Raw genomic sequence first — 21964 nt, 5'->3', positions numbered from 1 at the left:
TCGCGCAGCGAACGCCCACAGTCTGAGGAGGCGTGATGCCGGCCTACGTGTACGACGCGGTCCGGACCCCGTTCGGCCGCTACGGCGGGGCTCTGTCGGGTGTACGCCCCGACGACCTCGCAGCCACCGTGGTGTCCGCGACGCTGGCCCGCTCGCCCGGGCTGGACGCGGCCGCGATCGACGACGTCGTCTGGGGCAACGCCAACGGCGCCGGTGAGGAGAACCGCAACGTCGGGCGGATGGCCGCCCTGCTCGCCGGCCTCCCCACCAGCGTCCCCGGCGTCACCGTCAACCGGCTCTGCGGCTCCAGCCTGGATGCGGCCATCGCCGGGTCCCGCGCGATCGAGTCCGGCGACGCCGACGTGGTCCTGACGGGCGGCGTCGAGTCGATGAGCCGTGCCCCGTGGGTGCTGCCGAAGCCGTCGCGCGCCTTCCCCGCCGGCAACGTCGAGGCGGTCTCGACCACGCTCGGCTGGCGCCTGGTCAACCCCGCGATGCCGAAGGAGTGGACCGTCTCGCTCGGCGAGGCCAACGAGCAGCTCCAGGAGCGGTTCGGGATCACCCGCGAGCGGCAGGACGCCTTCGCCGCGCAGTCCCACGGTCGCGCCCACGCGGCCTGGGAGGCCGGTCACTACGACGACCTGGTGGTCGGCGTCGACGGCGTGGACCTCGTACGCGACGAGGGGATCCGCCCCGACTCCTCGGCCGAGACCCTCGCGAAGCTGCGCCCCGCGTTCCGTCCCGACGGCACGATCACCCCCGGCAACGCCTCCCCGCTCAACGACGGCGCGTCGGCCGTGCTGCTCGGATCCGCCGACGCCGCCCGTACGATCGGGCGCGAGCCGCTCGCCCGGATCGCCGGCCGCGGCGTGATGGCGCTGGACCCGCAGGAGTTCGGGTACGCCCCGGTCGAGGCCGCCGACCGCGCGCTCGCGCGTGCCGGGATCGGCTGGGACGCCGTCGGGGCCGTGGAGCTCAACGAGGCGTTCGCCGTGCAGAGCCTGGCGTGCGTCGACGCCTGGCCGGTCGATCCCGAGATCGTCAACCAGTGGGGCGGCGCGATCGCGATCGGTCACCCGCTCGGCGCGTCGGGCGGCCGCATCCTCGGCACGCTCGCCGCCGTGCTCCGCGCGACGAACCAGCGCTGGGGCGTCGCGGGGATCTGCATCGGCGTCGGGCAGGGCCTCGCCGTCGTCCTGGAGAACGAGGGGGCGGCGTCCTGATGCAGGTGCTCGACGCCGACGCGGCCGTCGCGGACATCGCCGACGGCGCGACCGTGCTGATCGGCGGGTTCGGCAAGTCCGGGATGCCGTTCACGCTGATCGACGCCCTCGTACGGCAGGGTGCGCGCGACCTCACCGTGGTCAGCAACAACGCGGGCAACGGGACGACGGGGCTCGCGGCGCTGCTCGCGGCGGGGCAGGTGCGCCGGATGGTGTGCTCGTTCCCGCGCCAGTCCGACTCCTTCGTCTTCGACGACCTCTACCGCGCCGGCGAGATCGAGCTCGAGGTGGTCCCCCAGGGCAACCTCGCCGAGCGGATGCGTGCCGCCGGTGCCGGGATCGGGGCGTTCTTCACCCCGACGGGCTTCGGGACGATCCTCGCGGACGGCAAGGAGACCCGACGGATCGACGGGCGCGACCACGTGCTGGAGTACCCGCTGCGCGGCGACGTCGCGCTGGTCGCCGCCCGCAGGGCCGACGGGGCCGGCAACGTCGTGTACCACAAGACGGCCCGCAACTTCGGTCCCGTGATGGCCACCGCGGCGGCGACCACGATCGTCGAGGTCGACGACGTGGTCGAGGTCGGCGGGATCGACCCCGAGGCCGTCGTCACCCCCGGCATCTTCGTCTCCCGCGTCGTCGCCGTCGGTGCCGAGCAGCGGATCGCCGCTCGGGAAGGAGCCGCAGGATGACCACGACCGACGCCGAGACCCGTACGGCCGAGCACGCCGACCGCGGACCGCTCAGCCGGGACGAGATGGCCGCCCTGGTCGCGCGGGACATCCCCGACGGCGCGTACGTCAACCTGGGCATCGGTCAGCCGACGAAGGTCGCCGACCACCTCGCGGCGGGATCGGGCGTCGTCCTGCACACCGAGAACGGGATGCTCGGGATGGGTCCCGCTGCCCACGGCGACGACGTCGACCCGGACCTGATCAACGCCGGCAAGGTTCCGGTGACCGAGCTGCCCGGGGCGTCGTACTTCCACCACGCCGATTCGTTCGCGATGATGCGCGGCGGCCACCTCGACGTCTGCGTGCTCGGGGCGTTCCAGGTCTCGCAGGACGGCGACCTCGCGAACTGGCACACCGGCGCGCCCGACGCGATCCCGGCCGTCGGTGGCGCCATGGACCTCGCCGTCGGCGCGAAGGACGTCTTCGTGATGATGACGCTGTTCGCGAAGGACGGCTCGAGCAAGCTCGTCGAGCGGCTCACCTACCCGGCGACGGGCCTGGGCTGCGTCAGCCGGGTCTACGCCGACCTCGGCGTCTTCGACGTCGGCTCCGACGGGGTGGTCGTCCGCGAGACCTACGGGACGACCGTCGACGCTCTCGCCGAGCGGCTCGGCGTCGTCCTGCGCCTCAGGGAGGGGGCCGGCGCCGCCGCCGACTGATCCGTCCTTCCCGGTCGAGGGGCGACCTCGCGAGCACCTAGACTGACCGCCGGCCGAGAGGAGGACCGGTGGGGTCGTGGGGACTGGGCTGGAGACGCGCCCGAGCCCACGCCTGGCTGCTCCTCGCCGTCGCCGTCACGGCAGCCGCGCTGACCGCGGTCGCCGGTGGCCTGGCCGCCCTCGGCAGCGAGCGCAGCGACCGCGCCGTCGCGACCGCGCTGCGCGCCGAGCCCCCGCGCGACGCCGCCGTCCGGGTCGAGGCGCCCAGCGACCTCGTCGACCAGGTCGCCGCCGGCGACGCGGTCGCGACGACCGCCGTACGGGCGGGGTTGCGTGCCACCCGTTCGGAGGTCAGCGACGCGTTCGTGGCCGACGGGCGGGCTGTGTTCGCGGCCGACCTGCCCGACCTGGGCACCCGGGCCGATCTCGAGTCCGGACGGTGGGCGAGCACGGACGACGAGACGACGCTGCCGGAGTCCGCGGCCCGGCGCCTGGGCGTCGGCGCGGGCGAGGTCGTCCGGCTGGGCGAGCGCACGCTGAGGGTGACCGGGACGTGGCGTGCCCGTGACCCGCGCGACCCGGTCTGGTTCGCCGATCCGTGGGCCGGGTCCGGAACGGAGGTCGGGGCGGCCGGGCCGTACGTCGTCTCGGCGGCCACCCTCGCGACGCTGCCCGCGGCGCGGACCACCGTCTGGACGTTCACGGTGCCGCCGGGGACCGCGCGGGACCGTCTCGGGGCCCTGACCGAGAACCTCCTCGACACCGAGTCCGAGGCCGCGGACAGCCAGCTGCGGACCGAGGGCGGTCTCGGCGACCGCCTCGAGGACGTCACGCGGGCCGATGCGGCCGTCACGGCCGTGCAGCGCGCGGCCGCGGTGCTCGTCCTCGCCGTCGGCGCGATCGCGCTCGGCGCCGTGCTGGGCACGCTCCGGACAGCCCGCGCCCGCGAGGCGGAGCTGCTGCGGGCCCGCGGCGGGTCGCGGGTCCAGCGACTGCTGTGGCACGCGGGCGACGCGGCGGCGGTCGGCGTCCTCGGGTGGGTCGCAGCCGCCGTGGCCGTCGGTGCGCTCGTCGGACCGCCGGGCGGCGGCGCGCTCACGCTCTGCGCCCTGGTCGTCCTCGCGACCTGCTGGGCTGCGACCGGACGCGGCGAGCCGAGGGCACCGTCCGGTGCGCCGGCGCTGCTCGGCGTGCTCGTGGTGGGCGGTGCCACGCTCACGGCCGCGCGGCTGGTGACGACCGGCGAGGTGACCGCGACCGGGCCCGGCGGCACGCCGCGTCCCGACGTGCTGGCCGTCGTCGCGCCCGCACTGGTGCTCGGTGCGGCCGGGCTGCTCGCCGTCGCACTGGCCCGGCCTGCCCTCGGGCGGGCCACGCGGCTGGTCGCGCGCACGAGCGCGCGGCTGGCTCCGGTGCTCGCGCTGCGGACGGTCTCCCGCAGTCCCCGGGCCGTCGGCGCGACGGTCAGCCTGGTGGCGCTCGCCGTCGGGACCGTCGTGGTGGCCGCGGTCGCCGCCGGGGCCACGGCCTCCCTGGGAGAGCGCACCCGCGCGGCGTCGGTCGGGGCCGACGTGCGGGTGGATCTCGACGTCGAGCCGCTGGTGCGGGAGGCGAGCCCCGCCGTCGACCCGGACGACTTCGCCGACCTGCCCGGTGTCGCGGAGGTCCGGCCCGCGGTGTCGACCCAGGCGCGGGTCGCCGACGTCGAGACCAGCCTGTTGGCGGTGGGAGGTGCCGCGACGGACCGTACGGCGGTGGACGCGGACACCGAGGAGGGTGGGGTGGTCCCGATCGACGTCAGCACCGACCTCGCCGACGCGGTGGCGCTCGCGCCGGGCGACCGCCTCGACGTCGCGGTGCCGGCTGCGACCGCGTCGTTCCCCGCCGTGGTCCGCGGGGTCACCGACACCCTCGACGGCATCGACGGACGCAGCGGGATCGTGGCCGATCTCGACGCCGTGACCGCGGCGCTGACCCGGCCCGCACCGCTCGCCGTCGACACCCTCCTGCTCACCAGCACGGATCCCGTCGCGAGCGCGGACGCGGTGGTCGGGACCGCCGACCGGCCCGCCGCGGTCACGCTCGCCGCGGGGTCCTCCGACGGCTGGGACGACGTGGTCCGCGCGACGTGGACGTGGACCGGCCTGGGCGTGGCTGCCCTCGCCGCGCTGGGGCTCACCGCGACCGTGCTCGCGTCGGCCGCCGGGCGACGCCGGGAGACAGCCGTGCTGCGTGCGCTCGGCGCCGGTGCGTCCGAACGGGTCCGGTCCCGGCTCGCCGAGCTGGCTCTGACCTGCACGATCGGTGCGGTCGCGGGTGCTGTCGGCGCCGTGGTCGTCGGCGCCGCCGTGATCGCTCCCCTGGCGCGCGCGATCGTGCCCCGGGGGTCGCCGGACCTGGCGTTCGCACCCGACCCCGAGCTCGGCCCGCTCCTCGCCGGCGTCGCTCTGCTGCTCGCCGCCGTGCTCGTCGCGGCGTCGGTCACGGCGCGGGTGGTCGCGCACCAGCGGGGCCCCGGGCCGCGCGAGGAGGACGCGTGAGCGCCCCCGGTCCCGCCCGCCTGCTCAGCCGGGTCGCGCGCGCCGTGCGGCTCCCGCTCGCCGCCACCGCGGCCGCGACGTTGCTGCTCGCTCTCCTGGCGACGGCCGCGCCCGGCGCGCTCGGTGTGCTGCTCTCGGACGCGCAGGGCTACCGCATCGGGCAGCTGGTGCCCTCGGCCGCGGACCTCGGCGCCTCCGTCCAGGTCGTCCCGTCGACCGCGATGACGACGGACGACTGGCAGCCGATGCGCGGCGCTCTGAGCGACGTGCGCGACGAGATGGGGCCGCTGCTGCGCTCGGCGACCGGCGACGCGATGGTGACGGTGACCCTCGACGGCCGTACGGCGACCCCCGTCGCGCCCGACCGGCCTGCCCCGCCGTCGACGCTCGTCGTCGGTGTCGATCCTGACCTCGCGTCCCACGCCCGGATCGTCGACGGACGCGCACCCGAGCCGCCGTCCGGTCGGCGCGGCGTCGTCGACGTCGTGCTCGCCGGCTCGGTGGCCGAGGCGATGAGCTGGCACGTCGGCGACGTCCGGCTGCTCACCGGGACCAGCCTGGACGACCGCAGGTTCCGGCTGACGGGGATCTACGAGCCGGTGGAGCCGGACGGGCCCTTCTGGCGGCACACCTCGGCGGCGGTCGAACCGGTGGTGGTCGACCCGTACGGCGACAAGATCGTCACCGGTACGGGCTGGGTCGCGCCCGACGCGCTGCCCGGTGTGGTCGATCCGGGCAGCCGTGACGGACGTACGGACGTCTGGTTCCCGTTGGACGCCACCGACCTGCCGGCGGCACAGGCACCGCGACTGCTCGACGAGCTCGCCGCCTTCACGAGGATCGGGTTCACCCTCGAGCGCGCGAGCGACCAGGCGCAGGGGGGTGTCTTCGTCGGGTCGGCGGACCTCCGGCTGGCGTTCAGCACGCAGACGAGCGAGGCGCTGCGCCAGGCCCAGGTGTCCGCGTCGTCGACCACCGCGCTCGTGGCCATGCTCGCCTGCGGTCCCGCGTTCGCCGGCCTGTGCGTCCTCGTCCTCACCGCCGGGCTGGTCCGTGACCGCGCGCGCGGCCTGCTCGAGCTGGCCCGTGCGCGCGGTGGCTCCGGTCCCCAGCTGGCGCTCGGCGGTGCGGTGCTCGGACTCGCGATCGGCATCCCGGGTGCTCTCGCCGGCGCTCTCGCGGCCCTCGCGCTGCTGCCGCCGGAGGCGGCGACGCCGTGGTGGCCCGCCGTGATCTGCGCGCTCGCTCCCGCTGTGGTGCTCGCGGCCGTCGCGACGCCTCGCCCCTCGGTGGTCGCGCGGGTCCCCCGTATCGCCGTCGAGGGCGGCGCCGTCGCGCTCGCCCTCGCCGCGCTGGTCGCGCTGCGCCAGGGCGGCCTCGGCGGCGCGACGGGGCTCGACCCGCTCGCGGTCGCCGTGCCGCTGCTGGTCTGCCTCGTGGCCGTGCTCCTCGCAGCGCGGGTGCTGCCGCTGCTCGCCCGCGGCGCGGTCGCGTGGCAGTCGCGCAGGCGCGGTCTCGTCGGGCTGCTGGGCGCGGCCCGGGCGCGCGACGACCGGGTGTCGACGGTCGCGCTCGCCGCGGTCGTGGCGGCGCTCGCGATCGCGGTGTTCAGCGGCACCGTCGTCGCCACGCTGGACGCCGGGCGGGTGGCCACGGCGCAGGAGCGGGCGGGCGCCGACGTCCGGGTCGACGGAGAGGACCTCGACCCCGCGGCGGTGCGACGCCTCGGCGAGACCCCGGGCGTACGGACGGTCGCGACCGTCGCCACGACCGCGCACGTCTCACTGGCCGACCCCTCGGGCACGGCGTACGTGAGCCGGGTGCTGGTCGACGCGGACGCGCTCGGCGCGGTGCAGACGGGACTCGCGGGGGCGGTCCCGGCGGTCGACACCCTCGGCGAGACCGTCGACGGGCGGGTCCCGGTCGTGGTCTCGAGCGCGGTGGCCGACCGCCTCGACGGTGCGGAGGACGTGGAGGTCGACGGCGTGCCCGCTCGCGTGGTCGGCGTGGCCCCGTCGGCGACCCCTCTCGCCACGACCCGGACCTGGGTGCTGATGGACTCCGGGGTGCTCGGCGACGCCGCACCCGGGTCGGTCCCGGTGACGACGGTGCTCGTCGACGTCGACCCCGGTGCCGAGCCGGCCGTCGCCGCCGAGGCGCGCGACCTCGTCGCACCGGCCGAGGTCACGACGGTCCGGGCGCAGGAGGCTGCCCTCGACGGCGACCCGTCGGTGGCGGGCGTGCACCGGGCCGCGCTGTGGTCGGCGGCGGTGTGCGCGGCGCTCGTGGTCGTGGTGATCGCGATGGCGCTGCTGGGCGGAGGGGCGGCGCGGGCTCGAGACCTCGCCGTCGTGCGTGCGCTCGGCCTGTCGCGCGTGCGCGAGCGCGGGCTGCCTGTGTGGGAGGTCGGCCTGATGTCGGCGGCGGCCGCGACGGCCGGCTCGGTCGCCGGTCTCGCCCTCGGGCTGCTGGTCCTCGGCGAGATCGACCTCCGTCCGTTCACCGGCGCCGAGATCCAGCCGGCGACGACGCTCGCGCTCGGGTGGTGGCTGGTGGTGGTCGGAGGGCTGGTCGTGGCGACCGCGCTCGGGGCGCTGCTCGCGGCCGTCGGCGCGGGGCGCTACGACGTCGCCGACACGTTGCGGATGATGGAGGAGTGAGGCCGATGCCGAGTTCGACGAGCGAGCGGGACACGACGGGCGCGATCGCGTGCTCGGACCTGGTCCGGGTCTTCAGCACACGCGGCGTCGAGGTGCAGGCGCTCCAGGGCTTGAGCCTGGAGGTGGCGAGCGGGTCGGTGATGGCCGTCGTCGGCTCCTCGGGATCGGGCAAGTCGACGCTGCTGCGGATCCTGTCGGGCCTCGATGCGCCGACCGCGGGCCGAGCCACCGTGGCGGGGCACGACCTGCTCGAGATGGGCTCGGCCGAGCGGCTGGAGTTCCGGCGGCACAGTGTCGGGTTCGTCTGGCAGCAGACCGCACGCAACCTGCTGCCGTACCTCACCGCGGCCGAGAACGTCGCGCTCGCGTGCACGATCGGCCGGCAGTCGCGGTCCGCCCGGTCGGCGACCACGAGGGAGCTGCTGTCGCTGCTCGCCATCGAGGACTGCTCCGACCGGCGTCCGCCCGAGCTGTCGGGCGGGCAGCAGCAGCGGGTCGCGATCGCCGTGGCGATGGCGAACGCGCCGCGTGTCCTGCTGGCCGACGAGCCGACCGGCGAGCTCGACGACGCGGCGAGCGCCGAGGTCCTGGCAGCGATGAACCAGGTGAATGCCGAGCGCGGCACGACCGTCCTCGTCGTGACCCACGACGCGACCGTGAGCGACCACGTCGAGCGGACGGTCCAGATCCGCGACGGGCGCACGTCGAGCGAGGTGCTGCGCACGACCACGGTCGACGAGACCGGCGCCGACCGGGTGGTCGCGCGGGAGTACGCGGTGCTCGACCGGGTCGGCCGGCTCCAGCTCCCGGACGAGTTCACCTCGCGCCTCGACCTGCGTGACCGGGTCCGTCTCGAGCTGGAGCCCGATCATGTCGGGGTGTGGCCGGCCGACGAGGAGACCGAGGAGGGGGGACGGTGACGGGGTCAGGTCCCGTGCTGCGGGCCGAAGCGGTGAGCCGGACCTTTCGGACCCCGGCCGGGGACGTCCACGCGGTGCGTGGGGTGACCCTCGAAGCGCACTCCGGTGAGCTGGTCGTGGTCCGGGGGCCGTCCGGCTCGGGCAAGACCACGCTGCTCAACCTGCTCGGCGGTCTCGACGTGCCGACGGACGGGACGGTCCGGCTCGCCGGGACCGACACCGGGGCCGCGTCCGAGGCCGATCTTCTGGCGCTGCGCCGCGACACCGTCGGGTTCGTGTTCCAGTCGTTCGGGCTGCTCGGCGTGCTGACGGCGCTCGAGAACGTCGAGGTCCCGCTGCGGGTCCGCAGGCTCGCGGCGTCCGAGCGGAGCGCGCGGGCCTCGGAGGCGCTGCGGCTCGTCGGCCTCGGCGACCACGGCGAGCAGCGCCCCGACGAGCTGTCGGGCGGACAGCAGCAGCGCGTCGCGATCGCGCGGGCGCTCGCGGCGGACCCGGCCGTGCTGATCGCCGACGAGCCGACCGGTCAGCTCGACAGCCGGACCGGTGAGGCGGTGATGGAGCTGGTCGTCGGGCTCGTCCACGAGCGCGGGCTCGCCGCCGTGATCGCGACCCACGACGCCGCCGTGGTGGCCCGGGCGGACCGGGTCGTCACCCTCCACGACGGCGCCCTCCTTCGCGCCGTGTGACGCCAGCCCCGGTTCTACCGGGGCGAAACGGTGCCGGCGTCACACAGCGCGAAGGGGATCAGCGTTCGAGGACGAGCCGGTCGCAGCCGCGCTCGGCTCGTGAGACGCACAGGAGCATCACGTCGTGCGCGGCCTGCTCGGCTGCGGTGAGCAGCGAGTCGCGGTGGTCGACCCGACCGCCGAGCACCCCGGTCTCGCAGGTGCCGCACGTCCCTTCCTCGCACGAGCTGAGCACGTCGACACCGGCGTCGCGCACCGCGTCCAGGATCGTACGGTCGGGCGGCACCGTGACCTCGAGCGCCGACTCGACGAGCTCGACCACGAACGACGTCTCGCCGTCGGGATCGACCTCCCGCTCCTTCGGCGCGAACCGCTCGACGTGCAGCGACCCGACCGGCCAGGAGGCGCAGCGCTGCTCGACGGCGCGCAGGAGCGGCTCGGGTCCGCAGCAGTAGACCAACGCATCCGTACGGGGTGTTCCGAGGATCGCCTCGAGGTCGAGCATCCCGACCTCGTCGGCGGGGTGCAGCCGGACCCGGTCGCCGTACCGCGCCACGAGCTCCGCCCCGTACGCCATCGAGGCGCGGCTCCGGCCGCCGTACTCCAGCCGCCAGTCGGCGCCGGCCGCGTCGGCGGCCGCGATCATCGGCAGCAGCGGGGTGATCCCGATCCCGCCCGCCACGAACACGTACGCCTCCGCGTCGGCCAGCGCGAAGTGGTTGCGCGGGCCCCGGGCACGAACGGTGTCGCCGACGGCCAGCACGTCGTGCACCCAGCCCGACCCGCCGCGGCCCTCGGGCTCGCGCAGCACCGCGACCCGCCAGGCGTGCAGATCGTCGACGTCGCCGCACAGCGAGTACTGCCGGACGAGGTCCCCGACGTGCAGGTCGATGTGCGCGCCCGCGGTCCACGGCGGCAGGGCGGCGCCGCCCGCGTCACGCAGCACGACGGCCCGTACGTCGTCCGCCGGTGCCTCGACCGCGGCGACGACGAGCTCGAGGTCGTGCTCGGACATCACGCGTCCACGTCCGGATGGGTGTCGGGGTGGTCCAGCAGCCACTCCCACAGGGCGATCGGCTCCTCGGCCTCGCGCGACGCGCCGCACCAGCAGTAGCCGACGAGGATGTCGGTGTTGAGCTTCCAGACGATCCGGAACACCTTCGGGCCCGTGAGCATCTGGGTCGGCGCGGGCAGGTCGGCGCGCACCGGGCCCGTGCCCTCGACGGTCACGTCGACGCCCCGGCGGGCGCCGGCGTACCGGCCGCGGCCTCGGCCCGACCCGCCTCGACCTGGCGCTCGAGGATCCGTCGCGCGGCGAGGCCACCGGCGTCGATGTTGATGCTCAGCTCCTGGTAACGGTCCTTCTCCCCCTCCACGACGACCTCGAGCACGTCGAGCGCCTCGACGTCCTGGAGCACCACCGTGCGATTGTTCTCCGCGAGGAAGGCCGAGACCTCCTCGTCGTCGAGAGCGAAGTCGCGCGCGACCATCCAGAAGTCGTGCGTCGAGTGCTCGGTCTCCGGCGTGATCGCGTAGACGACCTCCACGTGGAAGGCCTGGTCGTCCGGGCCCTCGGCTGGCGGCAGCACCCCGACCGGCGCGATCCGGCTGTGCAGCAGGTAGAGGCACGGCGGGTGGTACTCGATGTCCTGCCAGCGAGTGATCCGCCCCTGGATCCCGGTGGACTTCGCGTAGAACGGCGGGCAGGCCGCGTCGTCCATGTGCCGGCTGACGTAGACGACGTCCGCCTCGTCGTCGACCTCGGTCGTGATCGGCGTCTCGGCGACCTCGGGCGTCCCGATGTAGCCGCCGTGGAGGTAGGTCTCGTGCGACAGGTCGAGCAGGTTGTCCACCAGCAGCTGGTAGCGCGCCTTCAGCGGCTCCATCCCCCGTACGGTCGTGTGGTCGGGGTGGTCGAGCCACGGGGCGCGCGGGATCAGGGCGTCGTCGGCGCGCTCCTGATCGCCGATCCAGACCCAGATCAGCGAATCGACCTCGCGGACCTCCCACGTGGGGATCCGGGCGGTCCGCGGGATGCGCTTCTGCGCCGGTGCGGCGACGCACGCGCCGCGCTGGTCGTAGGTGAACCCGTGGTAGCCGCACACCACCTGGTCGTCGACGAGGTGGCTGCGCGAGAGCGGGTAGCGCCGGTGGACGCAGCGGTCGGCGAGCGCGACCACCTCGCCCTCGCTGGTGCGGTAGAACACCAGCGGCTCGTCGCAGATCGTGCGCCCGAACAGCTCGTGGGTGATCTCGCTGCTGTACGCGGCGACGTACCACTGGTTCATCGGCCAGCTCGGCATCGTGGTCTCCTCGGACGGGTACGGGGCGCTGACCAGCGTGCCCCGCGGCACGTGACCTGTGGCACAGTGTTTCCGGTGACCGGAAGACGCTCAGGTGGCGAGGCGCCGACGTCCCTGGCGACGAAGGCGCTCACGATCCTCGCCTCCTTCACACCCGAGCGGCCGCGCCTCACGTTGTCGGAGCTGGCCCGGGAGTCGGGCCTCGCCCTCACCACCACGCACCGCGTCGTCGGCGACCTGCTCGCCTGGGGCGCGTTGGAACGCGGCAGCGACGGTGCGTACCAGATCGGTCTGCGGTTGTGGGAGACCGCGTCGCTGGCGCCGCGCGGGACGCCTCTGCGCGAGGTGGCGCTGCCGTACATGGAGGACCTGTACGAGGCCACCCACGAGAACGTCCAGCTCGCGGTGCGCGAGGACCTCGAGGTCGTGTACGTGGAGCGGCTCACCGGACGTGGCGCGGTGCGGGTGCTCACCCGGGTCGGGGGACGCTTCGCGCTGCACGCGACCGGGGTCGGGCTCGTGCTGCTGGCGCACGCGCCGACCGACGTGCAGGAGGAGGCGCTGGCCGGGCCGTTGCGCCGCTGGACCGACCTGACGATCACCGACCCGGCGCGACTGCGGGCGGTGCTCGCCGAGGTGCGGCGTACCGGGGTCGCCGTGAGCGACCGACAGGTCACGGTCGACGCGCTGTCGGTGGCGTGCCCGGTCCACGGCCGTGGCGACCGGGTGCTCGCTGCGCTCTCCGTGGTCGTGCACGCCGACACGCCGGTCCACGCCGTACGTCCGGCCGTGCAGGCAGCGGCGCGTGGCATGTCCCGAGCGCTCGGCGCTCCCTCGGCGCTGCGCCGCCCCGAGGGCATCCGCCCCCGCCCCTCCCGACCCCGATCTGGGCGATCTGGGGAAGAACCGCCGCTGTGATTCCGCCCGTACCGCCCGGATCGCGGTCGGGAGGGGCGGGTCAGGAACGGGTCGACGTGCACACGGCGCGAAGGGCTGGGCCGAGTGGTTGACGTGGGTCACATCGCGTGGGTACGTTCGATCTAAGAACGACTGTTCGACATGCGAACATCCCCGACGAACCACCACCCCCGCACGGAGGCTCCCATGACTCGCAAGCGTTCGATCGCCGCCGCCGCGGCAGCCCTCGCTGCCTCGGCCGCACTCGCCGCGTGTGGCGGCGGCGACGACGGCGGTGACGGCGGCAGCGGATCGGAGACCGACCAGGTGACCGTCGGCGTGATCCCCATCGTCGACGTCGCGCCGATCTACCTCGGCGACGAGCAGGGCTTCTTCGAGGACGAGGGCATCGACCTCACGCTGGAGACGGGCCAGGGCGGTGCCGCGATCGTGCCGGGTGTGGCGTCGGGCCAGTTCCAGTTCGGCTTCAGCAACGTGACCTCGCTGATCCTGGCGGAGAGCCAGGACCTGCCGCTGACCATGGTCGCCCCCGGCAACAGCACGACCGGCGAGGTCGGCGACGACTTCGGTGCCGTGGTCGCGCCGGAGGGGAGCGACATCGCCGAGCCGGCGGACCTCGCCGGCAAGCGCGTCGCCGTCAACACCCTCAACAACATCGGCAGCACGACGATCAACAAGGTCGTCCGTGACGACGGCGGTGACCCGAGCACGATCGAGTACGTCGAGCTCGGCTTCCCCGACATGCCCGGCGCACTGTCGAACGGCCAGGTCGACGCCGCGTGGGTCGTCGAGCCGTTCCTCGCGATCACCGAGGGTCAGGGCGCGACGCCGGTCGCCTGGAACTTCGCCGCGACCGACCCCGAGCTGATGATCGCCGCGTACTTCACCTCCGAGCAGACGGCGCAGTCCGACCCCGACCTCGTCGAGCGCTTCACGAACGCGATGGAGGAGTCGCTGCAGTACGCGAGCGACAACCCGGACGAGGCGCGCGCCATCCTCTCGTCGTACACGGAGATCGACGCCGAGACCGCCGAGCAGCTGACGCTGCCGACGTGGCCGACCGAGATCAACGAGGACTCGGTGCAGCTTCTCGCCGACCTCGCCCTCGAGGACGGGCTGATCGACTCCGAGCCCGACATCGAGGCCATGCTGCCGTGACGGCGGACGCCAACGCGCCGGTCTCCCGAGGGGCGCGGCTCCGGCCGTCGTCCCTCGGGGGCGGGACTCTCGGCCTGCTCGGGATCGTGACGTTCATCGTCTTCCTCGAGCTGCTCCCCCGCACCGGCCTCGTCGACGAGCAGTTCCTCCCGCCGTTCTCCTCGATGGTCGCCGCCCTGGTCGAGGAGATGCAGGCGCCGGCGTTCTGGAGCGCGCTGGGATCGACGATCACGGGGTGGGCGATCGGTCTGACCATCGCCTGCGTGGCCGCGACGGTGCTGGGCATCGTGATCGGGTCGGTCGGCGTGCTCCGTCGGATGACGGCCTCGACCATCGAGTTCCTCCGTCCGATCCCGTCGGTCGCCCTGATCCCGCTCGCGGTGCTGGTCTACGGCACCCAGATGCAGGCGACGCTGATCCTCGTGATCTACGCGAGCTTCTGGCAGATGCTCGTGCAGGTGATCTACGGGGTGCAGGACGTCGACCCGGTCGCGAGCGACACCGCACGCTCGTTCCGGTTCGGCCCGCTGCGCCGGGTCCGCGCGGTGCTGTGGCCGACCGCGCTCCCGTACGTCGTGACCGGCTTCCGGCTCGCGGCGGCGGTCGCGCTGGTGCTCGAGATCACCGGTGAGCTGATCATCGGGAGCCCCGGTCTCGGCAAGCGGATCGCCATCGCCCAGACGTCCGGAGCGGTCGACACCATGTTCGCCCTCGTCATCGTGACCGGTGCGCTCGGCGTCGTCGTCAACCTGCTCGCCCGCGCCGCGGAGAGGCGGCTGCTGCGCTGGCACCCCTCGGTCCGATCGGAGGTCCCCGCATGATCGGCCGCATCGGGATGCGCCTCGTCGAGATCTTCGCGCTGCCCGTCGTGCTGACCGCCCTGTGGTGGGTCCTCAGCGCGGACAGCACGAACTTCTTCTTCCCGCCACTGTCGTCGATCGTCGACGTCTTCGTGCCGACATGGTTCGAGGGCCGGATCCTCGACGACGTCGTCCCGAGCCTCCTGCGGCTCGCGGCGGGCTACCTCCTGGCGCTGCTGGTCGGGATCCTCCTCGGCAGCGCGATCGGGTCCTCGACGCGGCTGCGCCAGTTCTGCGAGCCCGTCCTGGAGTTCCTCCGTGCGATCCCGCCGCCGGTCCTGGTGCCGATCCTCATGCTCTTCGCCGGCGTCGACAACACGATGAAGGTGCTGGTGATCTTCTCCGGCTGCATCTGGCCGATCCTCCTCAACACCGTCGAGGGTGTCCGCGGGGTCGACCCGGTGCTGCGCGACACGGCTCGGAGCTACCGGATGCCCTGGCGCACGACGTACGTCCACCTGGTGCTGCGCGGCGCGAGCCCGCGGATCGCTGCCGGGGCCCGCCAGGCGCTCGCGATCGGCATCATCCTCATGGTGATCAGCGAGATGTTCGCCGCGACCAACGGGATCGGGTTCACCACGATCCAGTTCCAGCGGAGCTTCGCGATCCCGGAGATGTGGAGCGGCATCATCCTGCTCGGCTTCATCGGGCTCGGGCTGTCGCTGCTGTTCCGGTTCGCCGAGTCGCGGGTGCTGCGCTGGTACGAGGGCATGCGACGCCAGGAACGGGAGGGATGATGATGTCAGAGACCGCCACCGAGAAGAGGACCACGACCGTGCCTGTCCTGGACGTCCGCGGAGTCAAGAAGGTCTACGCCGGGTCGGGCCGCAGCGTCGAGGCTGTGCGCGACCTGACGTTCGAGGTCTCCAGTGGTGAGCTGGTGTGCATCGTCGGCCCGTCCGGGGCCGGCAAGACCACGCTCCTGCGCTGCATCGCCGGCCTGCTCGAGCCGACCGAGGGGGAGGTCGTTCTCGAGGGCGAGACCGTCACCGGTCCGCCGTCGGACATGGCCGTCGTCTTCCAGGAGTACGGACGCAGCCTGTTCCCGTGGATGACCGTGCAGCAGAACGTCGAGCTCCCGCTCAAGGCGCGTCGGACGCCGCGCGGCGAGCGTGACGCGCGGGTCGCCGACGCTCTCGACGCGGTCGGACTGTCCGACGTGACGCACGCCCACCCGTGGCAGCTGTCCGGCGGCATGCAGCAGCGGGTCGCGATCGCCCGCGCGGTCGCGTACGGCCCGAAGGTGCTGATGATGGACGAGCCGTTCGCGGCGGTCGACGCGCAGACCCGCGCCGACCTCGAGGACCTGGTCCGCAGCATCTGGAAGCGGCTGGGTGTCACCGTCCTGTTCGTCACCCACGACATCGACGAGTCGGTCTACCTCGGGGAGCGGGTGCTGGTGCTGTCGAGCTCGCCGACCGTCATCCTCGAGGACGTGGCGATCGACCTGCCGGACGAGCGCACGCAGCTCGAGACCCGGTCGTCGCCACGGTTCTCCGAGCTCCGCTCCGAGGTCTACGAGCTCGTCCAGCGCGCCAAGCGCGGCGAGCGGCCGCGCTCGGAGGACTCGTCGGCAGGCAGCTCCCCCGAGGACACAGGTGCGTGAGACCGGCGTCGACCGGGGCCCGGGGCGGGTGCCGGCGTGACGGACCCCGAGCAGACCCGTCCGGTCGAGTCGGTGCAGTCGTTGCAGCGGGGACTGGCCGTGATCCGCGCCTTCGACGCCGACCATCCGCGGATGACGCTGTCGGAGGTGTCCCGTCAGGCGGACCTGAGCCGCGCGACCACGCGTCGGTTCCTGCACACGCTGGTCTCCCTGGGCTACACGGCGACCGACGGGCGTGAGTTCTGGCTGACGCCGCGGGTGCTCGAGCTGGGCTACGCCTACCTGTCGAGCGTGTCGCTCCCCGAGATCGCGACACCGCACCTGCGACGGCTCACCGACGACGTGCACGAGTCGTCGTCGGTCTCGGTGCTGGACGGCTCCGACATCGTCTACGTCGCCCGGGTTCACACGCGGCGGATCATGACGGTCGCGATCAGCGTGGGGACGCGGTTCCCCGCGTACGCGACGTCGATGGGTCGCGTGCTGCTCGCCGGGCTCCCCGACGACGAGCTGGACGCGGCGCTGCCCGCCGGCGGGCTGGCGGCACTCACGCCGCGCACGATCACGGATCCCGACGAGCTCCGCGCCGAGCTGGTGCGGGTGCGCGCGCAGGGGTGGGCGTTCCTGGACCAGGAGCTGGAGCTCGGGCTGTGCGCGGTCGCGGCGCCCGTGCGCGACCGCGACGGCCGGGTGGTCGCCGCGGTGAACGTCTCGATCGCGACCTCGGGCGGACAGAGCGAGCAGGCCCGGGACCGGCTGCTCCCGCACCTGCTGTCCACGACGGAGGCGATCGAGCACGACGTGCGCGTCACCGCGCACGCGCGCGACGTCTGAGGCGCCGCCGCCGGTCTACCGGGGGTCGTCGGTCATCGTCCGCAGGTCGGGCTTGCGGACCTTGCCCGAGCCGGTGCGCGGCAGGTCGTCCACCAGGTGCCAGTGCGCCGGCACCTTGTAGCCCGCGAGGCGGGTCCGCGCGAACGCCCGCAGGTCGTCGACGTCGAGCCGGGCACCCGGGCGCGCCACGACGTACGCCGCGCCGACCTCGCCCCAGCGCTCGTCCGGCACGCCGATCACGGCCGCCTCGGCGACGCCGTCGTGGGCGAAGAGCACCGCCTCGACCTCGGCCGGGTAGACGTTCTCTCCGCCGGAGATGAACATGTCCTTCACCCGGTCGACGATCGTGAGGTAGCCGTCGTCGTCGACGGTCGCGACGTCGCCGGTACGCAGCCAGCCGTCGGTGAACGCGGCGGCGGTGGCGTCGGGGCGGTTCCAGTAGCCGGGCGTGACGTTCGCGCCTGCGACGAGCACCTCGCCGGGCACCCCGGGCGCGACGTCGGCCCCGTCGGCGTCGACGACGCGGACGTCGACGAAGAAGCACGGCGTCCCGGCGGTCCCGGCCTTCGCGATCGACTGCTCCGGACGCAGGAACGTCGCGCCCGGCGCGGTCTCGGTCATCCCGTAGCCCTGGCAGAACGTGAGCCCACGCTCCTGGTAGGTGCGGATCAGCGACTCGGGGACCGGTGCGCCGCCCGACATCACCGTGCGGATGCTCGACAGGTCCGCACCGGACCAGCGTGGTGACTGGGCGAGGCCGGCGAACATCGCGCTCACCCCGAACATCCAGGTCACCCGGTGCTCGGCGATCAGGTCGAAGCAGGCGTCGACGTCCCAGGTCGGCATGATCACGCAGGTGCCGCCCTTGAGGATCGTCGGGATCAGGGTCTGGTCGAGCGCGGCCACGTGGAACAGCGGCGCGCCGACCAGCGTCACCTCGTCGGTCGCCACGTCGACGTCCACGAGCAGGTTGATCGCGTTCGCGAGCAGGTTGTCGTGGGTGAGCACGGCGCCCTTGGGCCGACCCGTGGTGCCCGAGGTGTAGAGGATCAGGGCCGGGTCCGACGCAGCGACCGGCACGTCGACCGCGGGCACCCGGGACGGGTCGTCGTCGGCGCCGCTGCTCGCGAGCAGGTCCTCGTACGCCTCGTCGCCCGCGCCCGGCGCGCCGAGGGCGATCCGCGCACCCGCGTACGCCTCGAGCGCGGCGACCGCGTCGGCGTTCTCCGGTGCATGCACCAGGAGGCTCGCGCCGCTGTCGTCGAGCATGTACGCCACCTCGGGTGCCGCGAGCCGGAAGTTCAGCGGGACGAAGATCGCGCCGAGCGCGTGCGTCGCGAACATCGTCTCGACGAACGCCGGGTGGTTGGGCCCGAGGTAGGCGACGCGGTCCCCCGGGTCGATCCCACGTGCCCGCAGCGCGTGCGCGAGCGCGGTCACCCGGGCGTGCAGCGCGGCGTACGTCGTGGTCCGCCCGCCGTAGACCAGCGCGGTCGCCTGCGGCGTCGACCGGCTCCGGCGGGCCGGCCACGACCCGATTCCCTGGTTGCGCACGACGTCCCCTCCCCTGCGGCGCCCGCCTCAGGCGTACTGGCGGTAGATCGCCTCGGCGATGCAGGCGGGCTTGGAGCCGCCTTCCACCTCGACGGTGAACGTCACGCGCATCTGGACCCCGCCGGGCACGTCGTCGACGTCGCCGACCTTCCCGACCAGACGGATCTTCGAGCCGACCGGCACCGGCGCGGGGAAGCGGACCTTGTCGAGGCCGTAGTTCACGCCCATCGAGACGCCGTCGATCACGAGCAGCTCGTTGAACAACGGGATGATCAGCGACAGCGTCAGGTAGCCGTGGGCGATGGCTGTGCCGAACGGACCGTCCTTCGCCTTCTCGGGGTCGACGTGGATCCACTGGTGGTCGCCGGTGGCGTCGGCGAAGGTGTTGACGCGCTCCTGGGTGATCTCCATCCAGTCGCTCGCGCCGAGGTCGGAGCCGGCCAGCGCCTTGATCTCGTCGATCCCGTTCACGGTGGTGGTCATGCGGGTGGTTCCTTTCTCCAGGGGGTACGGATGGCCGCGCGCGTCAGCCGGTCAGGCCGAGCAGGCGGGCGGCGTTGTCCTTGAGGATCTTCGGGCGGACCTCGGGCTTGATCTCCAGCCGGTCGAAGTCGGCCATCCAGCGGTCGGGCTTGATCACCGGGAAGTCGGAGCCGAACAGCACCTTGTCCTGCAGCAGCGAGTTGGCGTACCGGACCAGCTGCGGCGGGAAGTACTTCGGCGACCACCCCGACAGGTCGATGTGCACGGTCGGCTTGTGGGTCGCGATGGCGAGGGCCTCGTCCTGCCAGGGGAACGACGGGTGGGCCAGGATGATCTTCATCGTCGGGAAGTCCACGGCGACGTCGTCCACGAGCATCGGGTTCGAGTACGCGAGCCGGATCCCGCCGCCGCCGGGGACGCCGGCCCCGATGCCGGTCTGGCCGGTGTGGAAGAGCGCGACGGCGCCGAGCTCCTCGATCGCCTCGTAGAGGGGGTAGGCCATCGGGTCGTTCGGCGCGAAGCCCTGGATGCTCGGGTGGAACTTGAAGCCCCTGACTCCGTGCTCCGTGACGAGCCGCCGTGCCTCGGCGACCGCGGCGCGGCCCTTGTGCGGGTCGATGCTCGCGAACGGGAGCAGCACGTCGCCGTGCCGGGCGCAGTCCTCGGCGATCTCGGTGTTGGAGATCCGCGGCCACCCGGTGGCGTGCTCGGCGTCGACGGTGAACACCACGGCGAGCATCGAACGCTCGCGGTAGTAGTCGGCCATCTCGTCGATCGTCGGCTGCCGGTGGCCGTGCGCCTTGAAGTACTCCTCGGACGCGCCGAACAGCGCCGGGCTCAGCGAGCCGTGCCCGTCGCGCGAGACCTCCGCGTGGGTGTGGACGTCGATCGCGGCGACCGCGTCCAGGTCGAAGGTCGGCCGGTCGGTGGGCGCGGTCACGACTGCGGCACCGTCGGGGCGGGAATCCCGTAGGTCTCGGCCTGGTCGCCGAGGTCCGCGGACCACGCGTCGGCGATGTCCTCGGCGCTCCAGCCGCCGTCGCGGAAGGCGACGGCCTTCTCGCTCGGGTGCGACCACACCGCCAGCCGGTCGCCGCCGAGGCCGATCGCCTGGCCGGTGACACCCTTGGACGCGTCGGAGGCGAGGTAGACGAGCAGCGACGCGACGTCCTCGACGGTGCCGAGGCCCTCGTCCTTGCGCATCCAGTCCGGGTACGGGCTGCCGGTCCGCTCCGCCTCCTCGATCACCGGCCCGAAGGCCGGGATCGTCTTGGTCATCTCGGTCGCGGCGACCGGGACGATCGCGTTCACGTCGATCCCCGCCTTCGCGAGCTCCATCGCCCAGGTCCGCGCGAACGCCACGATGCCGGCCTTGGCAGCCGCGTAGTTCGTCTGGCCGAAGTTGCCGCGCTGCCCGGCCGGCGAGGAGACCACCACGATGCTGCCGCCCTCGCCCTGCTCGCGCATCCGTACGGCCGCGGCCCGGGCGCAGGTGAACGTGCCGCGCAGGTGGACGTCGATCACGGCGTCGAAGTCGTCGTCGGACATCTTCCAGAGCACGCGGTCGCGCAGGATGCCGGCGTTCGTGACCATCGTGTCGAGCCGGCCGTAGGTGTCGACGGCGGCGGCGACGAGCGCGTCGGCGGTCTCGGTGGTGCCGACCGCGGCGGTGACGCCGGTGGCGCGCCCGCCGGCGTCGCGGACCGCCTCGACGACCTCGTCGACGACCGTCGCGTCGACGTCGTTGACGACGACCGAGGCTCCTGCGCCGGCGAGCGCCTCGACGTACGCACGGCCGAGCCCGCGGCCGCTCCCGGTGACGACGGCGACCTTCCCGGTCAGATCCATCGTGTGACCCCTCTCTCGGTCTGCTGGCTTGCCCGGCCAACTTAGGCACTTCTACGACGAACGTCAAGATTGTGCCCAACTTCGATCCGGTCTATCCTCACGCCCGTGGAGACCGACCGGATGCCGTCCGGTCTCGCCGAGGAGTCGTCGTCGGCGAGACCGCAGTCGCTGATGTTCAGCTTCCTGGGCGTGTACGTGCTCGGAGCCGGTGTCGCCGTCTCCTCGGGGAGCGTCATCGACGTGTTCGGGCGGGTCGGCGTCTCCGAGGAGGCGGTCCGCTCGACGCTCGCGCGGATGGTCAAGCGCGGGCTCCTGGCCCGCCACCGGGACGGGCGGCGGGTCTACGTCGGGCTCACCGATCGGGCAGAGGACGTGCTCGAGGACGGACAGGCACGGATCTGGAAGACCGGCGCGGTCAACCGCGACTGGGACGGCACCTGGACGGTCGTGTCGTTCTCGCTGCCCGACACCCGGCGCCGCGAGCGGCACGAGCTCCGCTCCCGCCTGGTCTGGGAGGGATTCGGCCCGCTGCACAGCGGCCAGTGGATCGCTGCCGGTGCGCGTCCGGTCGATGCGGTGGTCGCCGAGCTCGGACTGGCCGAGCACGTGACGGTGCTGTCGTCACGGGCGGCGGCGCCGACCGACGATCGCGACCTGGTCGACCGTGCGTTCGACACCGACGCGATCGCGGCCCGCTACCGCGCGTTCGTGGACCGTTGGGGCGCAGCGGCCCCGTTGCCCGGGCTTCCCGACGACCTCGCGCGCCAGCTGGTGCTGCACACCGACTGGCTGCAGCTCGTCCGCCAGGATCCTCACCTGCCCGCGCAGCTGCTCCCCGACGACTGGCCGGCGATCCGCGCCGACGAGATCTTCCGCGAGCTCGCCGCTGCGTACGACGCGTCCTCGGCGCTGATCGCCGACGCCGTGCTGGATGTGATCCCGGTGGCCTAGTCGTCGCGCGAGCCGGCCGAGGGTGGG

21 protein-coding genes are annotated in these 21964 nt (G+C 73.6%); 14 read left to right on the top strand and 7 right to left on the bottom strand.

Going from position 1 to position 21964, the window contains the following annotated elements; all coding sequences use genetic code 11:
* Positions 1 to 35: 35 nt before the first annotated feature.
* The 7 genes from CLV56_RS08785 to CLV56_RS08755 all read left to right on the top strand — a co-directional run bounded on the left by CLV56_RS08785 (position 36) and on the right by CLV56_RS08755 (position 9422).
* Positions 36 to 1223 carry a thiolase family protein gene (locus tag CLV56_RS08785; RefSeq protein WP_039358420.1) on the top strand — a complete coding sequence of 396 codons (1188 nt, stop codon included), beginning with the start codon at positions 36 to 38 and terminating at the stop codon, positions 1221 to 1223.
* Positions 1223 to 1915, top strand: coding sequence for a 3-oxoacid CoA-transferase subunit A (locus CLV56_RS08780; protein ID WP_039358417.1), 693 nt, complete (start codon positions 1223 to 1225; stop codon positions 1913 to 1915). Before CLV56_RS08785 ends, CLV56_RS08780 begins: the two co-directional genes overlap by 1 nt.
* Positions 1912 to 2616, top strand: a complete 705-nt coding sequence (locus tag CLV56_RS08775) for a 3-oxoacid CoA-transferase subunit B (RefSeq protein WP_039358414.1) — start codon at positions 1912 to 1914, stop codon at positions 2614 to 2616. The genes CLV56_RS08780 and CLV56_RS08775 overlap by 4 nt, the downstream gene beginning before the upstream one ends.
* A 68-nt stretch (positions 2617 to 2684) precedes the next feature.
* On the top strand, positions 2685 to 5156 hold the full coding sequence (locus tag CLV56_RS08770) for an FtsX-like permease family protein (RefSeq protein WP_039358411.1): 2472 nt from the start codon (positions 2685 to 2687) through the stop codon (positions 5154 to 5156).
* Entirely contained in the window at positions 5153 to 7816 is a 2664-nt protein-coding gene (locus tag CLV56_RS08765) for an FtsX-like permease family protein (protein WP_039358409.1), read from the top strand. Before CLV56_RS08770 ends, CLV56_RS08765 begins: the two co-directional genes overlap by 4 nt.
* A gap of 5 nt (positions 7817 to 7821) precedes the next feature.
* Positions 7822 to 8736 carry an ABC transporter ATP-binding protein gene (locus CLV56_RS08760; RefSeq protein WP_039358406.1) on the top strand — a complete coding sequence of 305 codons (915 nt, stop codon included), beginning with the start codon at positions 7822 to 7824 and terminating at the stop codon, positions 8734 to 8736.
* Positions 8733 to 9422 carry an ABC transporter ATP-binding protein gene (locus CLV56_RS08755; RefSeq protein ID WP_039358403.1) on the top strand — a complete coding sequence of 230 codons (690 nt, stop codon included), beginning with the start codon at positions 8733 to 8735 and terminating at the stop codon, positions 9420 to 9422. The genes CLV56_RS08760 and CLV56_RS08755 overlap by 4 nt, the downstream gene beginning before the upstream one ends.
* 58 nt (positions 9423 to 9480) lie before the next feature.
* Here the strand turns inward: CLV56_RS08755 and CLV56_RS08750 are convergent, their stop codons facing one another.
* From CLV56_RS08750 to CLV56_RS08740, 3 genes are read right to left on the bottom strand one after another with little or no spacing between them, the layout of a single operon-like run.
* The gene (locus CLV56_RS08750; RefSeq protein ID WP_039358400.1) at positions 9481 to 10437 is read right to left on the bottom strand and encodes a PDR/VanB family oxidoreductase; all 957 of its coding nucleotides are present in this window, start codon (positions 10435 to 10437) and stop codon (positions 9481 to 9483) included.
* Positions 10437 to 10652 carry a hypothetical protein gene (locus CLV56_RS08745; RefSeq protein WP_039358397.1) on the bottom strand — a complete coding sequence of 72 codons (216 nt, stop codon included), beginning with the start codon at positions 10650 to 10652 and terminating at the stop codon, positions 10437 to 10439. Before CLV56_RS08745 ends, CLV56_RS08750 begins: the two co-directional genes overlap by 1 nt.
* Positions 10649 to 11725, bottom strand: a complete 1077-nt coding sequence (locus tag CLV56_RS08740; RefSeq protein WP_039358521.1) for an aromatic ring-hydroxylating oxygenase subunit alpha — start codon at positions 11723 to 11725, stop codon at positions 10649 to 10651. The genes CLV56_RS08745 and CLV56_RS08740 overlap by 4 nt, the downstream gene beginning before the upstream one ends.
* Positions 11726 to 11800: 75 nt before the next feature.
* On the opposite strand from CLV56_RS08740, the gene CLV56_RS08735 reads away from it, so the two are divergent.
* The 6 genes from CLV56_RS08735 to CLV56_RS08710 all read left to right on the top strand — a co-directional run bounded on the left by CLV56_RS08735 (position 11801) and on the right by CLV56_RS08710 (position 17101).
* Positions 11801 to 12643, top strand: coding sequence for an IclR family transcriptional regulator (locus CLV56_RS08735; RefSeq protein WP_100414704.1), 843 nt, complete (start codon positions 11801 to 11803; stop codon positions 12641 to 12643).
* 186 nt (positions 12644 to 12829) lie between these two features.
* Positions 12830 to 13801 carry an ABC transporter substrate-binding protein gene (locus CLV56_RS08730; protein ID WP_039358393.1) on the top strand — a complete coding sequence of 324 codons (972 nt, stop codon included), beginning with the start codon at positions 12830 to 12832 and terminating at the stop codon, positions 13799 to 13801.
* Entirely contained in the window at positions 13798 to 14622 is an 825-nt protein-coding gene (locus CLV56_RS08725; RefSeq protein ID WP_100414703.1) for an ABC transporter permease, read from the top strand. Before CLV56_RS08730 ends, CLV56_RS08725 begins: the two co-directional genes overlap by 4 nt.
* Positions 14619 to 15398, top strand: coding sequence for an ABC transporter permease (locus CLV56_RS08720; protein WP_039358389.1), 780 nt, complete (start codon positions 14619 to 14621; stop codon positions 15396 to 15398). The genes CLV56_RS08725 and CLV56_RS08720 overlap by 4 nt, the downstream gene beginning before the upstream one ends.
* 2 nt (positions 15399 to 15400) lie before the next feature.
* Positions 15401 to 16267, top strand: a complete 867-nt coding sequence (locus CLV56_RS08715; RefSeq protein ID WP_039358514.1) for an ABC transporter ATP-binding protein — start codon at positions 15401 to 15403, stop codon at positions 16265 to 16267.
* Between the two features lie 36 nt (positions 16268 to 16303).
* On the top strand, positions 16304 to 17101 hold the full coding sequence (locus tag CLV56_RS08710; RefSeq protein ID WP_100414702.1) for an IclR family transcriptional regulator domain-containing protein: 798 nt from the start codon (positions 16304 to 16306) through the stop codon (positions 17099 to 17101).
* A 15-nt stretch (positions 17102 to 17116) separates the two neighbouring features.
* Here CLV56_RS08710 and CLV56_RS08705 read toward each other — a convergent pair whose 3' ends face one another.
* Genes CLV56_RS08705 through CLV56_RS08690 form a run of 4 tightly spaced genes read right to left on the bottom strand, consistent with a single transcriptional unit; the run spans position 17117 to position 20986 of the window.
* Positions 17117 to 18655 carry an acyl-CoA synthetase gene (locus CLV56_RS08705; RefSeq protein WP_039358387.1) on the bottom strand — a complete coding sequence of 513 codons (1539 nt, stop codon included), beginning with the start codon at positions 18653 to 18655 and terminating at the stop codon, positions 17117 to 17119.
* A 27-nt stretch (positions 18656 to 18682) separates the two neighbouring features.
* Positions 18683 to 19138 carry a MaoC family dehydratase gene (locus CLV56_RS08700; protein WP_039359211.1) on the bottom strand — a complete coding sequence of 152 codons (456 nt, stop codon included), beginning with the start codon at positions 19136 to 19138 and terminating at the stop codon, positions 18683 to 18685.
* 43 nt (positions 19139 to 19181) lie between these two features.
* Positions 19182 to 20078, bottom strand: coding sequence for an amidohydrolase family protein (locus tag CLV56_RS08695; RefSeq protein WP_039359214.1), 897 nt, complete (start codon positions 20076 to 20078; stop codon positions 19182 to 19184).
* Entirely contained in the window at positions 20075 to 20986 is a 912-nt protein-coding gene (locus tag CLV56_RS08690; protein ID WP_039359216.1) for an SDR family NAD(P)-dependent oxidoreductase, read from the bottom strand. Before CLV56_RS08690 ends, CLV56_RS08695 begins: the two co-directional genes overlap by 4 nt.
* A gap of 105 nt (positions 20987 to 21091) precedes the next feature.
* Between CLV56_RS08690 and CLV56_RS08685 the strand changes: the two genes are divergently transcribed.
* Positions 21092 to 21937, top strand: a complete 846-nt coding sequence (locus CLV56_RS08685) for a PaaX family transcriptional regulator (protein ID WP_211288022.1) — start codon at positions 21092 to 21094, stop codon at positions 21935 to 21937.
* Positions 21938 to 21964 lie beyond the last annotated feature (27 nt).

The organism is Mumia flava (assembly GCF_002797495.1).
Classification (GTDB): Bacteria; Actinomycetota; Actinomycetes; order Propionibacteriales; family Nocardioidaceae; genus Mumia; species Mumia flava.
This window is presented reverse-complemented; position numbering and strand designations above follow the sequence as displayed.

Excerpts from the sequence above, each read along its gene's own strand:
- CLV56_RS08785 (WP_039358420.1), top strand. The coding sequence starts at position 36 with ATGCCGGCCTACGTGTACGACGCGGTCCGGACCCCGTTCGGCCGCTAC.
- CLV56_RS08780 (WP_039358417.1), top strand. The coding sequence starts at position 1,223 with ATGCAGGTGCTCGACGCCGACGCGGCCGTCGCGGACATCGCCGACGGC.
- CLV56_RS08775 (WP_039358414.1), top strand. The coding sequence starts at position 1,912 with ATGACCACGACCGACGCCGAGACCCGTACGGCCGAGCACGCCGACCGC.
- CLV56_RS08760 (WP_039358406.1), top strand. The coding sequence starts at position 7,822 with ATGCCGAGTTCGACGAGCGAGCGGGACACGACGGGCGCGATCGCGTGC.
- CLV56_RS08750 (WP_039358400.1), bottom strand. The coding sequence starts at position 10,437 with ATGTCCGAGCACGACCTCGAGCTCGTCGTCGCCGCGGTCGAGGCACCG.
- CLV56_RS08740 (WP_039358521.1), bottom strand. The coding sequence starts at position 11,725 with ATGCCGAGCTGGCCGATGAACCAGTGGTACGTCGCCGCGTACAGCAGC.
- CLV56_RS08730 (WP_039358393.1), top strand. The coding sequence starts at position 12,830 with ATGACTCGCAAGCGTTCGATCGCCGCCGCCGCGGCAGCCCTCGCTGCC.
- CLV56_RS08720 (WP_039358389.1), top strand. The coding sequence starts at position 14,619 with ATGATCGGCCGCATCGGGATGCGCCTCGTCGAGATCTTCGCGCTGCCC.
- CLV56_RS08715 (WP_039358514.1), top strand. The coding sequence starts at position 15,401 with ATGTCAGAGACCGCCACCGAGAAGAGGACCACGACCGTGCCTGTCCTG.
- CLV56_RS08700 (WP_039359211.1), bottom strand. The coding sequence starts at position 19,138 with ATGACCACCACCGTGAACGGGATCGACGAGATCAAGGCGCTGGCCGGC.
- CLV56_RS08690 (WP_039359216.1), bottom strand. The coding sequence starts at position 20,986 with ATGGATCTGACCGGGAAGGTCGCCGTCGTCACCGGGAGCGGCCGCGGG.